A 13,796-nucleotide genomic window follows, 5' to 3' on the forward strand; every position below is an offset into this window, starting at 1 on the left:
AAGGGACCTGACCCCCTGGCTCATTTCTTAGCCTGACCCGGAGGCATCTGCTTCACAGGCACCTGCAAACTAGCTTCCAGCCCATTATATGAAACAAACACTCTCGTTTTCCCTTTCTTACCAGCCTTAATTGTCCCCCCTTCAACAGAAATAATAGACTCATCTTCACTCCTAAACACCAACCCAGATGTTATCACCTTTTTAGTGCCGTCAAAGTAGGTGCCTTTCACGATAAGTTGTGAAGATTCGCCTTCTCTTAACGAACCAGGGCCTTCAACAGTAATCGATACCGGATTCGCCGCCAAGGCTCCGACTGTTCTATTGTCTGTGCCTGCAGTGTTGAGCAAGCTCTCTGGTGCAGGGCGCAGGAAGTTGCCATAAAGAATGTTTCCATCTTCGTCTCTTGCAAATTTCTCGGGAACTTCTACACTGACAAAGTCTTTCGCAGTAATGGCGGTTCCTTTGCTGTTGATGGTTTGTGTTCCGTCATAAAAGAAATTTGTGTGGTCCTTGTTACCTGACACAAAGTCTTCCAGCGCACCGGATTTTGTGCGGAAGGAGAGGTTGTTTTTAAAAGTACCTTGTTCTTCCGATGAAAAGTACGGGTTGATTCTAAAGATATAGTTGAAGCGCTTGTTATCAAAGGATGTATTATTTTCGACGATCATTTTTCCAGGGCTGAAGTTGTCTGTGAACCCGTCCATATTATTGTCGAATGCAAGGTTGTTCCGGAGGATATGGGCAACGGGCAGGCCTTCGCCGCCGACTTTAAAGCCGCTTCCGGAGGTGCCTTCCGTGTTGTAGCCACTGCTGAGCTTGCCATTGGAGTAGGATATATTTCCTTCGATTGTGACTGGCATATTGGCGCCCTCATTGGTTCGGTTGTACAGGTCCCAGCCGTCATCGATATTGTGGTGGGCAATATTGCCTCTGAACACATTGCCAACACCGACACCCAGTTTGGCTGCAAAGCCGTCTGCATTGATATCAGACGCATCGCGGTTATCATGCGATTCACTGTTTAAAATTAAATTATGTTTTGGCCATAAGTCAGGGTTTGAGCCGCTGCCGCTGATATGGAACCCGGTGTCGCCGTTATAGTTGAAAAGCATTTGCTCAATGATATTATGATCCCCGCTGAGCCTCATGCCGGTCGAAGCCGATTTGGTAATCTGAATGCCAAAAATTCTCCAGTAGTCTGCATTCAATTGCAGAACATTGCTCAGTTTTCCTTGGCCATCAATCACTACTTTTTCACCATTAAAAGCGGCCAATATTTTCATCTGATCCTTTGTCCCGCTATATGCCTTCTCAATCTTGACCACATTAGCAGGGGTATAGACGCCTTCACGCATAAAAATAGTCTCACCAGGGAGAACATACTTAATTGCTGTTTCCAGATCGATTGGATCCTCGATCGTTCCTTTTGCTGAACTGCTTCCATCAGGGGAGACAAACAAACCTTTGCCGCTGTTGTAAATCTTCTTTGTCACTGTGATCTCTTTTGTAATCGGAGACGTTGATGGACCTTCTGCAGGTGTATAGGTTACGCTGAATTTAGCTGTATCCTGCAGCAGTTTTGTATTGAAGGTGTAAGCTTCATTTGCTTGAACGGCAGCGCTGCTGACGACTTCCTCGCCACCTTTCTTTACAGTAACCGTTCCGTTATAATTGGCACGCACCTTCAGATCATAGTTTTCAGAACCGACCTGTTCTGCTTAAACGATATTCATTGATGGACTCGCAGGTGCAGGCTGTACTGGCTCTGACGGGACTGTATGGGCTTCGCTCACCGTCAGCTTAGCATTTTCAATCGTCATTTTGGCATTTCTTGATGCATAAAACCCGACATACATATTGTCAGGATCGATCACCTGAACTAAATCAGCGCCTTTGACTCTTTGTTCAAACGTTTTCTCTTCACCTGTATGTGTAAAAGTGGTAGACATAATGAGTTCTGTATCTGTTCTTTCAAGCTTTACTTTTACCGGTGTCCCGATCGGAAGAGCGTATTTCGAATCTGTTGTGAACCCTGAAGCCTTTAGCTGGCTTCCGAGATTGCCCCATGGATACTGGACCCCTGTCCGGTAGATGGGAGAAACACCGTGACGCATCATGCCGACGCCAAATATATTGGAAGCTGCCGGAACTTCTTCATAGCCCGGAATCATTGGATCCTGCCTGGCACCGCCAATGGCGTCACGCACCATAATCCCGGCACCTTCCTGGCCGCTCGGATTCGCGCCAGTTTCAGGCCCAAGCTGGTCGATCGTCATGTCTGCTTCCAGGACGAAATTATCAGTGTGAGGATTAAGCTTGGCATAGTAAAAGGTCAATCCATCGTGCCCGGGAGCAAGCTTACCGCCGCGGCTTTCCAATGTGATTTTTCCATCAATCGTGCCTGGATTTTCCGGCTCTGCATAGTTTGTGCCAACTTTCTCAGGCAGCACATTGGCTGAAAAATTTAGATCGGTTGATTGGCCAAAAGTGATGCTTTGCCAATTGAGGCTTGAAACATCCGTAATTTCTTTCTTTTCTGCAGCAGATGCCATCGGAGCTGAAGCCGATACCATCAGCAAAGCAGCCAAGGAAACACTGCGTAATTTAGAAAGCGTTTTTAAAAATATCCACTCCTTTTAAATCTCATAATGGTGCGCCAGGACTTGTAAATGGGACAGATTTTTTGAGTTTCATTGAGGCTGATCAAGCAGTACCCATGGAAGAGTTCAAAAGCTATGTAGAGAGGCAGTCCTACTGTACATAAAATCACTCCATAAAGAAGAAAACAATCACCCTCCTCCTGATTCATAGGTCTATTCTATAGAAGAAAAAATTTAAAACAATTAAAAGATTTTAGATAATTGTTTGGGATATTTAGATATTTGGGCCGGGGGGTCTTTGAGCCAGGGGGTCAGACCCCTTGGCTCTTTATTGAGACTGAGCCAGGGGGTCAGACCCCCTGGCTCTCCAATGCAGGAGTTTTTAACTCTGGGTCGAATAGATATGATGAATGAACCAGGGACTGCGTGGCTGCATAGCCTGTCCCTGCAGCTAAAGAATGGAGGTGCCAAATGCCTAGACAGGCAAGGAAGAAGAGTATGACGGGCATATATCATGTGATGTTAAGGGGGATTAATAAGCAGACGATTTTTGAAGATGATGAAGATAGGCGGCGATTTATTTATACGGTACTGAGATATAAGAAGGAATATGATTTCGATCTTTTCGCCTACTGCCTTATGGATAACCACGTTCACCTGCTGCTGAAAGAAAAAGAAATAGCACTATCAGATATAATCAAAAACCTGAGCTCAAGCTATGTTTATTGGTATAACACTAAATACGATCGCTGCGGCCACCTGTTCCAGGGCCGGTTCCGAAGTGAAAATGTTGAAACCACACCATATTTCCTCAAAGTACTTCGCTACATTCACCAAAACCCTCTGAAAGCTGGTCTGGCCAGGACTGCATACTCCAGTAAATGGACCAGTATCCATGATTACACTTCTCCATCAAGCCCATTAAGCACCGCGGCTGTCCTTAAGCTATTCTCCAAAAACAAAGACGAATCCATAACCTTATTCAAAGAATACATGAATGCACTAAACCAAGATGAGTGCCTGGAAGATACTCCATCTTCGCGTAAAACAGATGAACAGCTGATCAGCTATATACGTGAAATCGGAATTCATAACACCAGTATGCTGCAGCAAATGAACAAACCAAAGCGAAATACGATTTTAAAAGAGTTAAGAAAACTAGAAGGAGTCTCTGACAGGCAATTATCAAGAGTTACGGGGGTATCGAGAAGCGTAATTCAGCGGTTGGATTGAGGCCGCAGGGCCAGGTCCCGTGGCTCATTTGGGGAAAGAGGGCCAGAGAACCTGCCCCCCGTGGCTTCCCGTGGCTCATTTGGAGAAAGTGGGCCAGGGGGTCTGACCCCGTGGCTCCTCTGCTAGGTGACCTGACCCCGTGGCTTCCCCGAAAAGTGGGCCAAGGAACCTGACCCCCCGGCCCAAAATGAGCGAAGGAACCTGCCCCTCCGGCCACACACCCAGCCCGCCAAATTCCCCTTTGATTTTTCCCAATCCTTGTCATATAATAAAACTAACTAAGGATGATAATCATTATCAACTGAAATGACTGTTAATAGAGACAGAGAATTAAGAGGATAAGCTATGAAACTATGGGTTTTGACAATTGCAGCTTTGGTTTTGTCTGGTGTGTCGCTTTTTATTGGGGCGATTGATATCAGGGTCAGTGATTTGCTTGATTGGGAGTCGGATGAGGCGCAGATTTTCCTGATCAGCCGGGTGCCGCGGTTGATGGCGATTATTCTGGCTGGAGCGGGGATGAGTATTGCGGGCTTGATTATGCAGTCTCTGAGCCGGAATAAGTTTGTGTCGCCGACGACGGCCGGTACGCTGGATGCAGCGAAGCTGGGGATTTTGATTTCGATGCTGTTTTTTACGAATGTGACGTATACGCAGCAGGTGCTTTTCAGCTTTGCGTTTGCTTTGGCGGGGACATTTGTTTTCATGCAGATTCTCGACCGGGTGAAGTTTAAGGATGTTATTTTTGTGCCGCTGATCGGGATTATGTATGGGAATATTTTATCCTCGATCACGACGTTTTTTGCTTATGAGGCAGACCTTCTCCAGAATATTTCTTCCTGGCTGATGGGGAGCTTCACGTTAGTTATTTCAGGCCGTTATGAGCTTTTATACATAAGTGTTCCAGCGGTAATCCTGGCGTATATTTACGCGAATAAATTCACGGTGGCAGGCATGGGTGAGGATTTTGCGAAGAACCTGGGCCTGAGCTATAAGGTTGTGCTGAACCTGGGGCTGATCCTGGTTGCCATCATTTCTACAACTGTCGTGCTGACAGTCGGTGTCATTCCGTTCCTTGGCTTGATTGTGCCGAATATCGTTTCGCTTTACCTGGGCGATAATCTGCGCAAGTCCATCCCGCATACCGCTTTATTGGGGATTGTTTTCCTGCTCATTTGCGACATCATCGGGCGGATTGTGATCCATCCATACGAGATTCCGGTCAATGTAACAGTGGCAGTAATCGGCAGTGCGATCTTCTTAATTATGCTGTTTAGGGGGAGAGCATATGCGAAAAAATAGTACGAAACTGATATTCCTTGCCGTACTGGCCATTATTAGTATATTATTCTATGCTTTTTACGATATAAAAGGCGGCTTTGACTACGCCTTCCCAAGGCGGATGATTAAAATAGCAGCCATGGTGATAACAGGAACGGCGATTGCGTATTCGACGGTCGTGTTCCAGACCATTACCCATAACCGCATCCTGACGCCTTCGATGATGGGGCTTGGCTCCATGTATGAAGTGGTGCAGACCCTGATCTACTTTTTCGGCGGGTCGATGTCTGTCTGGGTGCTGAATAAATATTTGAATTTCGGGACTGCGATTTTTGCGATGGTCTTGTTTGCGCTCCTGCTTTATCGCTTCTTATTCAGGGCTGATAAATATCCTATATATCTGCTTCTGTTAATCGGGATGATCATCGGGACGCTGCTCGGCAGCCTTGTGACCTTCTTGCAGGTTATCATCGATCCAGTCGAATATTTAAGTCTTCAAAGCCGCTTGTTTGCGACTTTTACCAATGTGAAATCTGATTTATTAATGATTGCAGCAGGCATCCTGCTTGCAGCGTTCATTTACGGGTTCCGCATCATGGGGCAGCTGGATGTGATGTCGCTTGGACGCGACAATGCGATGAATCTTGGGATCAACTATGACCGAATGGTGATGAATATTCTGATCCTGTCGTCCGTGCTGATTGCCACTTCGACCGCATTAGTGGGGCCGATTACGTTCTTTGGCCTGATTGTAGCCAATCTTTCATATCAATTTTTGGTGACCTATAAGCATTCTGTGCTAATACTGGGCGCCAGCCTGATCAGTGTCATTGCCCTGGTCGGCGGCCAGTTCCTTGTAGAGCATATCTTTGAACTGCGTACCACATTAAGTGTTATTATCAACTTTGTCGGCGGCGTTTACTTCATTTACTTATTATTAAAAGAAAGTAGGTCAGCAGGATGATAGAAATCAAAGGACTCACAAAGCATTTTGGCAAAAAGCCTGTTGTGGAAGATGTATCAGTGACAATTGAGCAGGGGACGATTACGTCGTTCATCGGGCCGAACGGTGCTGGTAAATCAACACTTCTTTCGATGGTAAGCCGTTTACTGGATTCAGACACAGGTGAAGTTCTGCTGGATAAAAATAATATTAAGAAATGGAAGTCAAATGGATTCGCCAGACGCGTTTCTATTTTAAAGCAGTCCAATTATATCAATGTCCGCTTGACCGTGCGTGAGCTGGTTTCGTTTGGCCGCTATCCGTATTCAAAAGGCCGTCTGACTGCCGAGGATGAAAAACTTGTGGAGCAGGCGCTTGAATATATGAATTTGCTGGAAATGCAGGATCAGTTTCTGGATGAACTGTCAGGCGGGCAGAAGCAGCGGGCGTTCATTGCCATGGTCATTGCACAGGATACGGATTATATTTTGCTGGATGAACCGCTGAATAACCTAGATATGAAGCACTCTGTTCAGATAATGAAAATTTTGCGCAGGCTTGTAGATGAGCTTGGCAAAACAGTTGTCATCGTGCTGCATGATATTAACTTTGCGTCTGTATATTCAGACCGCATTGTCGCCTTGAAAAATGGGAAGCTCGTGAAGAACGGCAAAACCAATGAGATTATCAATTCCGATGCATTGCGGGAGATTTATGATATGGACATACCTATTCAGGAGCAGAATGGGTGCCGTATTTGCGTTTATTTTAACTCTCATGCTTGAAAAAATTATGAGCAATCCCTGCAAAATAGTCTACTAGAAGGCTATTTCGCAGGGATTGTCTTTTTTTTACAAAAAATCAAAATTATTTATTAAACTAGTTGACTTTGAGATTTGGGGCATCTATAATGAGAATTGTTATCAGTGATAATGATTATCATCATCAAATATCAAATACATAGCAAGGGGAGAAAGACAGATGAAAAAATGGAAATTCGCGAGTGCTCTTTTAGCTGCTTCATTAATGCTTGCAGCATGTGGATCTAACGAGGAAGCTTCAGGTGAAAAAGAAGCTAAGCCTGCAGCTGAGCAGACTTCTGGGGCAGCTGCGGAGCAGAACGGTGCTTACCCAATGACGGTATCTCCGACAGTGGCTTCAATTGAAGGGGATAAAGGCGGGGAGTCTTATAACTTTGAAGATGTAGAATTTGAATCAATGCCAGACAATATCGTCGTATTTGACTTCGGTTTCCTGGATACGCTGGATGCGCTGGGTGTTGAAGGAATCACAGGCGTTGCGAAAGACAATACTCTGCCAGCACATCTTGAGAAATATTCTTCTGATGAATATTCAAGCGTCGGCGGTTTGAAGGAGCCTCTCCTTGAAGACATCGCAGAACTGGATCCGGATGTTATCTTCATCTCCGGGCGCCAATCAGCATTCTACGAAGAACTGAAAGAAATCGCACCTGTTGTGTTCGTCGGAACTTCTCAGGAAGATTATTGGGGCACATTTGAGTCATCTGTTGACCTAGCAGCAAAAATGTTCGGCAAAGAAGCTGAAGCAGAAGAATATCTTGCAAAAATCGATACAGCTTTAGAGGAAGTTAAAACATTGTCTGGAAACTATGAAAATTCATTAGTGACTATGTATAACGAAGGGAAATTATCCGGATTTGCTGAAAACTCCCGCTACGGCTACATTTACGATATCTATGGATTCAAGCCGGTAACTAATAATATCGAGTCTTCATCCCACGGATCAAACTTCGGCTTTGAAGCAATCCTGGAATTCAACCCGCAGGTATTGTTCGTCATCGACCGTACAGCGGCAATAGGCGGCGAATCTAATATCGATAAGGATATGGAAAACGACATCGTCAAGAAAACAGAAGCATACAAAAACAAAAAAATCGTATACCTCGATGGCCCGCTTTGGTACCTGGGCGGCGGCGGACTCCAGTCTGAGCTAGCGAAAATCGAAGAGATTGTAGCTGAGTTGAAATAAAAGTGAGCCAAGGGGACGGTTCCCTTGGCTCTTTCTGAGATTGTGCCAGGGGGACAGGTCCCTTGGCTCTTTCTGAGATTGTGCCAGGGGGGACAGGTCCCTTGGCTCTTTCTGAGATTGTGCCAAGGGGGACAGGTCCCTTGGCACTTTTTTGAGACTGGGCCAGGGGACCTGTCCCCTCGGCACATAATTGAGTGATTTCATTGAAGCGGATAAATCATTATATTGATTCAGTGTTCTATAAGGAGGATTCCCTGCTGGAGGAAGTTCTTTCATCCATCGTGGAAAATGGGATGCGGTCTATCTCTGTTTCACCTTCCACTGGAAAGCTGCTGACAATGCTTGTCTCTATTTCTGGGGCTACAAATGTACTGGAAATCGGAGCGCTTGGAGGGTACAGCGGAATTTGCCTTGCCAGGGGTTTCGACGCAGAAGGAAAGCTGACTTCCCTTGAATTGATGGAAAGCTATGCAGAGTTGGCCCATAGCAACCTCGAAAAAGCGGGCTTTGGCGGGCAAGTAACTTATTTGACTGGACCGGCTTTGGAAAACCTGGACCAGCTCGTCGATGATAATAAGAAATTCGATTTTTTCTTCATTGATGCAGATAAAGAGAATTACGAGAACTATCTGGAGCATTGCATTCAGCTGGCAGAAAAGGGAGCATTGATTGTTTGTGACAATGTACTCGCAAGAGGCACGGTAGCAGACGAAAAGGCAGAGCGCACACGCCATACTGAATTTATGAAAAAGTTCAATCAAGCTGTTGCAGACCACCCGAGATTGGAGTCTGTACTGGTGCCGATTGGGGACGGGCTGACGATATCTAGGGTGAAGTGAGCCAAGGGGACAGGTACCGTCGCTCTTTTTGAAACTGGGCCAAGGGGTCTGTCCCTATGGCTTACTAATTGGAGGGATATAAATGTTTGTACAAATACGCAAATGGACATTAACAGAAGGAAATGCTGATAAGATTCTTGATCGTTTTCAAAAGAAGCCGGGTGATGGGCCGTCGCTGATTGAGCAGCGAGAAGGATTCATAGGCCGTGAGCTGATGGTGAATAATGCCCGCCGCGGAGAAGAAGAGGTGGTCATGATCATCCGCTGGGAATCTGAAAAGGCATGGAAGGCATGGGAGAAGAGTCCGGAGCATATTGCCGGGCATAAGAACAAGATTAAAGAGAATGGCGGGAAGCCGCCGAAGCCTGAGTATGTAATTGATATGGAAGTTACTAATTATACGGTGGTTGAGTGAGAGCCAGGGGGACAGGTCCCTTGGCTTTTTTTTGGAATGGGCCAGGGGGTCTGTCCCCATGGCTCGAGATGGGCCAGGGGACCTGTCCCCTTGGTACAAAAAAAGAAGCAGATTATCTGCTTCTCTCACATGCAAAATTATCATGATCGCGATCATGTTTTGAATCATATGCCGGATGGCTGGAGTCCACTCCATTCGGATATACTTTCCTTAATTCTGTACAATTCGCAAATGATTCTGTCTGGGCTGCTGCCTGCTCAGCAGCTGCAGCTGCCTCGGCGGCTTCTTGTTCTTTGCGTTTACGCTCGGCTTCCAATGCGGCTTCCTGCTCCTTGCGTTTACGTTCCGCCTCTAAAGCAGCTTCTTGTTCTTTTCTTTTACGTTCTGCTTCAAGTGCAGCTTCCTGCTCTTTTTTCTTTTTCTCTTCTTCTAATTTTTGCTGTTCAGCCTGCTTTTGTGCCTCTTCTTCAAGGCGTTTTTGCTCAGCAGCTTTTTTGTCCTCTTCCTGTTTTTCCTGTTCAGCTAATTTAGCGGCTTCCTCTTTCTTTTTCGCTTCCTCAGCTGCCTCTTTTTCAGCAGTATCTTTGTCAACTGTTGCTGCGACCTTATTTACGTTTAGATCTGCTGCGCTTTCCTTCTCAGTTGATGTAGCAGATGGAGAAGTCAGTGTGAGAATGAATGCTGAAATCAAACCCAGGGCAATTAGATATTTAGATTTGGAAAACTGAATCTGGCCTCGTTGATAAAGTTTATTCAAAAGATATCCCACAAAGAAAATGATGATGCCTATCCATGCTCTTTGGGATCCGACTAGACAAAATAATAAAAATAGAACAGAGATGATCAGCAATATTAATCTTACAAACTTCAAGATGTATCCTCCCTATGTGTAGTAGAACCATAATACCATACATTCACTTTGGGAGAAAATGTATTTTTTTCTAAGGGGTTTTATTAAAATGAAGTAGAGAGCCAGGGGGACAGGTCCCGTGGCTCTTTTTAGAACTGGGCCAGAGAACCTGTCCCTGTGGCTCTTCATTTATGATACAGTGATATTAATAGTAAAAGAATTGGATAGAAGGCTGGGAATGACAATTAAAAAACTAATCTTGTTAATCTTATTTTGGCTTCTCATTATATTTTCCGTCACAGCCCAACTTTCAGAAGAATTCATCCTGTGGCTAAGACCAAATGCGGTTTCTCTTATCGATGAAAGAATGAGCTATACCTTCGGTCCTATGTTAATAAATTTCATAGTGGTATTTTTATTATGGAAAAGCAAAATCCGAAAGAATTTGCTTCACTTATTGCTGCTATGCAATGCAGTTTTTTTCCTCTATTATATTTATTATCAGTTTGGGGATATGGGTCTTGGTAAGTTTAGGTGAGCCAGGGGGACAGGTCCCTTGGCTCTTTTTAAGATTGGGCCACGGGACCTGTCCCCATGGTTCAAAACAAGGGATCTGTCCCATATTGAGGTGCTTTATGATTAAATTAACTAGAAAAATACCAGGGTATATCCTAAGCTTGGTCTTTGGGTTATTGCTGGGGGCAATAGCCAAGTATTTGGATACAGTCTCTGTTGATGGGCGTTGGGGGAGTTATTTTCTAAGCTATTTAGCGGATATTTTTACGAGGCCCGGCATTTGGGTATTGACCGGGACGATTTTGGCTGCGTATAGTAAAACATTGTTACGAGCGGCTCTGAATACGTTCCTGTTCTTCATCGGCATGCTGATAAGTTACTATGTGTATTCTGCCTATTTATTCGGCTTTTTTCCAACGAGTTATTTTCTTCTGTGGGGCAGTGCAGCTATTGCATCGCCTTTCTTGGCAATTGTTGTTTGGAAATCTAAGAATGACCCGCGTCTAGCGTTTGTCCTGCCAGCTCTCCCGATGGGACTTTTATTAAGCCTTTCCCTGGGAATAGGTCTATTTTATGTGTATGTATCTTATGTAGAAGAGTTAATGATGTATATGGTTCTAGGCATCATTTTTTACAGGACAGGTAAGCAAATGGCTATATCCGTTATACTTTCATTCGTTATTGCTATTATTTTCGGCCTTTATAGTCCAATACAATTTTGAGCCATGGGGACAGACCCCTTGGCTCTTTTTAAAGTGGGCCAAGGGGTCTGTCCCCATGGTTCCCCTTGGCTCTATCCCCCCAGCTTCTCCGGATTCATAGTAATATAAATCTCCGCAATACAATCATCAAAGATCGAAAAGCTTATGGTGCTGTGGATGTGCCCGTCCATATAGTTGACCATGGCAGGCTGGCCATTGACAGTGGTGAGAGTGAACTGCACTTCATGGGGTAAATTACGTGTAATTCCTTGTAAGAAGGCCAATACCCGCTGGCGGGTGAGAATCGGACGTACTGCGGCTTTGACTTTTCCGCCGCCGTCGGAGTAGAGTGTGACATTTTCTGAGATGAGTTCGAGCAGGTCTTCTGTGCGTTCTGTTTGGAAAGCGAGGATGAAGCGCTGGATCAATGATAGATTCTTTTTATAATCCAAGCTTTCTCCTTCAGCGGCAGCCATCTTCTGCTTGGAGCGGCTGAACAGCTTGCGGCAGTTATCTTCCGTTTTTTCAATCATTCTGCTAATCTCCCCATACGAAAAACCAAATGCCTCCCGCAGCAGCAGAACAGCCCGCTCATGAGGGGTGAGATGCTCCATCATCCGTAAATAGGCGATGCTTAAAAACTCCTTCTCCATAAAGATTTCCGAAGGATCGGTGCGAGGGTCCCCGGCCTGCAGGAGGGGCTCTGGATTCCATGGACCGATATATTGCTCTTTTTTTACCTTGGCGGATCTTAAAAAATCAATGCAGCGGTTTGTCATCATTCTGCATAAATAAGCCTTCTTGTTCTTAACTTCCAGTTCAGGCAGCTGATAGGCCCGGAGGAAGGTTTCCTGGATCAGATCTTCTGTTTCCGAGATGGAGCCTGTCATGCGGTAGCCGAGAGAAAATAATAATGGCTTATACAGCACATAATCTTCATTGCTAATTTGCATGCTTTACCCTCATTTCTTTATCAATCACTTCCAGAGCAGCCTGTTGTCCGCTTTCCGCTGCAGCCTCTGACAGTATGAAAGACGGTGAGGCCCAATCTCCGGCAGCGTAGAGCCCGGGGAGGATGGCGCAGCCGCGGGAAAATAGCGATGCGTCTTCAGCCTTTGGCAGGCGGGCATTCACCGTTATTTGCGGAAGGCATCTCTTCGTAATGATATATTTCTGCCAGCCAGGCTGTAATACCTCTAAAAAATTCTCGAGCTTCTTTTTTTCTTCCCTAACATCAATGGACTCATCAGGATGATGGTATTTCAGGACATGGAGAATGGTGCTTTCTCCTTTTTGTGACAGCCGGGCGTAGTTAGAGTGAACAGAATAATAGTAGGGTGCTTCGATTCCCATCGCAAATAAATTTTCCGGATTGGGGAGCTTGGTTAATGCAACATCCAATACGGCCGCTTTGATAGGTTCAAAATGATTGAAAGGGAGCTTGCCGGATTCGCCGAGCAGACCATTCAGTGCTTGAGGGGGGCCGCTATAAATGATGTTATTGCAAAGGACGGGTTCATGATTGTGGACGGACACCTGCCACTGGCCGCTGTCCAATGCAATCAGCTGATTCACATTTGCACTGGTCCGGATCTGTACATTGTTAGTAACCGCCTGGTTGTACAGCTGGTCAATAATGGATTGCCATCCATCATCCACATAGATCACACCGCCCATGCCGATTTGCATGTGGGCCAGCATGACACTTGCACTGATTTGTTCGGGGGCATGGGAATAGCTCACAAGGCGTCCAAGTGTAAAAAGAAGTTTCTGGATGTTAGGTGTTTGTGTGGTTTCTTCCACGAACTGCTGGAAGGTTTGATTGCTGTATTGCCCTGGGTGCAGCTTCTGAACCTTGCGCAGGATCCCTATCCATTCTATTTTTTCTTTCCAACTTAGTAGTTTTGATTGAAGGACCCCATTCGGTGAAAAAGGCGCCGTAAAAGATTCGTGGCCATCCATTAACAAGCCGCCTAATTTAGGCGCACGGCCATTGATCTCCACACCCAATTCTTTGAGGATGGGCACTGCCTTGCCTTTTTTATAAAGTGCATGCGGTCCAATGTTAAAATAATGCCCGCTGATGATATCCGTTTTCGCACGTCCTCCGGCAGATTTCGCTTTTTCAAGCAGCAGAGTCTTCATCCCTGCTTTTCCAAGAACAACTGCGGAAACAAGACCTGCTAAACCGCCACCTATGATGACAGCATCCCAGTGATTCTGAGTCATAAATATCCCTCCTGTATTAAATTCATTCTCAAGACGATTGAAGGGGGAATTTTGTGACCAGAGGGCCTCAGATCTTTTTGGGGGAGCCAAGGGGACAGGTCCCTTGGCTCTTTTTGAAATGGGCCAGGGGGTCTGTCCCCGTGGCTCAGACTGGGCCAGGGAACCTGACCCCATGGCCC

Annotated in this window: 13 protein-coding genes and 2 pseudogenes; 9 read left to right on the top strand and 6 right to left on the bottom strand. The window is 45.6% G+C overall.

Translation table 11 applies throughout. The features are described 5' to 3' along the window. Window positions 1-20: 20 nt before the first annotated feature. The 3 genes and pseudogenes from ACQCVH_RS23305 to ACQCVH_RS23310 all read right to left on the bottom strand — a co-directional run bounded on the left by ACQCVH_RS23305 (window position 21) and on the right by ACQCVH_RS23310 (window position 2,588). Window positions 21-1,355, bottom strand: a complete 1,335-nt coding sequence (locus ACQCVH_RS23305) for a right-handed parallel beta-helix repeat-containing protein (protein ID WP_483964307.1) — start codon at window positions 1,353-1,355, stop codon at window positions 21-23. Window positions 1,356-1,493: 138 nt separating this feature from the next. Beyond that, a pseudogene (locus ACQCVH_RS25435) lies at window positions 1,494-1,703 on the bottom strand (hypothetical protein); the annotation flags it as partial. 15 nt (window positions 1,704-1,718) lie between these two features. Beyond that, entirely contained in the window at window positions 1,719-2,588 is an 870-nt protein-coding gene (locus ACQCVH_RS23310; RefSeq protein WP_426837981.1) for a hypothetical protein, read from the bottom strand. A gap of 510 nt (window positions 2,589-3,098) precedes the next feature. Here ACQCVH_RS23310 and ACQCVH_RS23315 point away from each other — a divergent pair. From ACQCVH_RS23315 to ACQCVH_RS23345, 7 genes are all read left to right on the top strand, one after another. Next, complete coding sequence (locus ACQCVH_RS23315) at window positions 3,099-3,833, top strand: transposase (protein WP_426837983.1); 735 nt, start codon at window positions 3,099-3,101, stop codon at window positions 3,831-3,833. 345 nt (window positions 3,834-4,178) lie between these two features. Next, on the top strand, window positions 4,179-5,135 hold the full coding sequence (locus tag ACQCVH_RS23320; RefSeq protein ID WP_426837984.1) for an ABC transporter permease: 957 nt from the start codon (window positions 4,179-4,181) through the stop codon (window positions 5,133-5,135). Then, the gene (locus tag ACQCVH_RS23325) at window positions 5,122-6,078 is read left to right on the top strand and encodes an iron chelate uptake ABC transporter family permease subunit (RefSeq protein ID WP_426837985.1); all 957 of its coding nucleotides are present in this window, start codon (window positions 5,122-5,124) and stop codon (window positions 6,076-6,078) included. The genes ACQCVH_RS23320 and ACQCVH_RS23325 overlap by 14 nt, the downstream gene beginning before the upstream one ends. Continuing rightward, on the top strand, window positions 6,075-6,842 hold the full coding sequence (locus ACQCVH_RS23330; RefSeq protein ID WP_426837986.1) for an iron ABC transporter ATP-binding protein: 768 nt from the start codon (window positions 6,075-6,077) through the stop codon (window positions 6,840-6,842). Before ACQCVH_RS23325 ends, ACQCVH_RS23330 begins: the two co-directional genes overlap by 4 nt. Before the next feature lie 196 nt (window positions 6,843-7,038). Beyond that, entirely contained in the window at window positions 7,039-8,067 is a 1,029-nt protein-coding gene (locus ACQCVH_RS23335) for a siderophore ABC transporter substrate-binding protein (RefSeq protein ID WP_426837987.1), read from the top strand. 203 nt (window positions 8,068-8,270) lie between these two features. Continuing rightward, on the top strand, window positions 8,271-8,906 hold the full coding sequence (locus tag ACQCVH_RS23340; protein ID WP_426837988.1) for an O-methyltransferase: 636 nt from the start codon (window positions 8,271-8,273) through the stop codon (window positions 8,904-8,906). 82 nt (window positions 8,907-8,988) lie between these two features. Continuing rightward, window positions 8,989-9,321: an antibiotic biosynthesis monooxygenase family protein gene (locus ACQCVH_RS23345; RefSeq protein ID WP_426837989.1), complete on the top strand. Its 333-nt coding sequence runs from the start codon at window positions 8,989-8,991 to the stop codon at window positions 9,319-9,321. A 112-nt stretch (window positions 9,322-9,433) separates the two neighbouring features. On the opposite strand, the pseudogene ACQCVH_RS23350 reads toward ACQCVH_RS23345, so the two are convergent. Then, window positions 9,434-9,562 (bottom strand): annotated as a pseudogene (locus ACQCVH_RS23350) (excalibur calcium-binding domain-containing protein); the annotation flags it as partial. A gap of 748 nt (window positions 9,563-10,310) precedes the next feature. On the opposite strand from ACQCVH_RS23350, the gene ACQCVH_RS23355 reads away from it, so the two are divergent. Next, on the top strand, window positions 10,311-10,709 hold the full coding sequence (locus tag ACQCVH_RS23355; RefSeq protein WP_426837990.1) for a hypothetical protein: 399 nt from the start codon (window positions 10,311-10,313) through the stop codon (window positions 10,707-10,709). Window positions 10,710-10,806: 97 nt separating this feature from the next. After that, window positions 10,807-11,409: a hypothetical protein gene (locus tag ACQCVH_RS23360; protein ID WP_426837991.1), complete on the top strand. Its 603-nt coding sequence runs from the start codon at window positions 10,807-10,809 to the stop codon at window positions 11,407-11,409. A gap of 71 nt (window positions 11,410-11,480) precedes the next feature. Here ACQCVH_RS23360 and ACQCVH_RS23365 read toward each other — a convergent pair whose 3' ends face one another. Continuing rightward, the gene (locus tag ACQCVH_RS23365; RefSeq protein WP_426837992.1) at window positions 11,481-12,341 is read right to left on the bottom strand and encodes an RNA polymerase sigma-70 factor; all 861 of its coding nucleotides are present in this window, start codon (window positions 12,339-12,341) and stop codon (window positions 11,481-11,483) included. Continuing rightward, window positions 12,331-13,617, bottom strand: coding sequence for a phytoene desaturase family protein (locus ACQCVH_RS23370; RefSeq protein WP_426837993.1), 1,287 nt, complete (start codon window positions 13,615-13,617; stop codon window positions 12,331-12,333). The genes ACQCVH_RS23365 and ACQCVH_RS23370 overlap by 11 nt, the downstream gene beginning before the upstream one ends. Window positions 13,618-13,796 lie beyond the last annotated feature (179 nt).

Origin of the sequence: Bacillus infantis (genome assembly GCF_050107595.1) — a bacterium.
GTDB classification, from domain to species: Bacteria; Bacillota; Bacilli; order Bacillales; family Cytobacillaceae; genus Bacillus_AB; species Bacillus_AB infantis_C.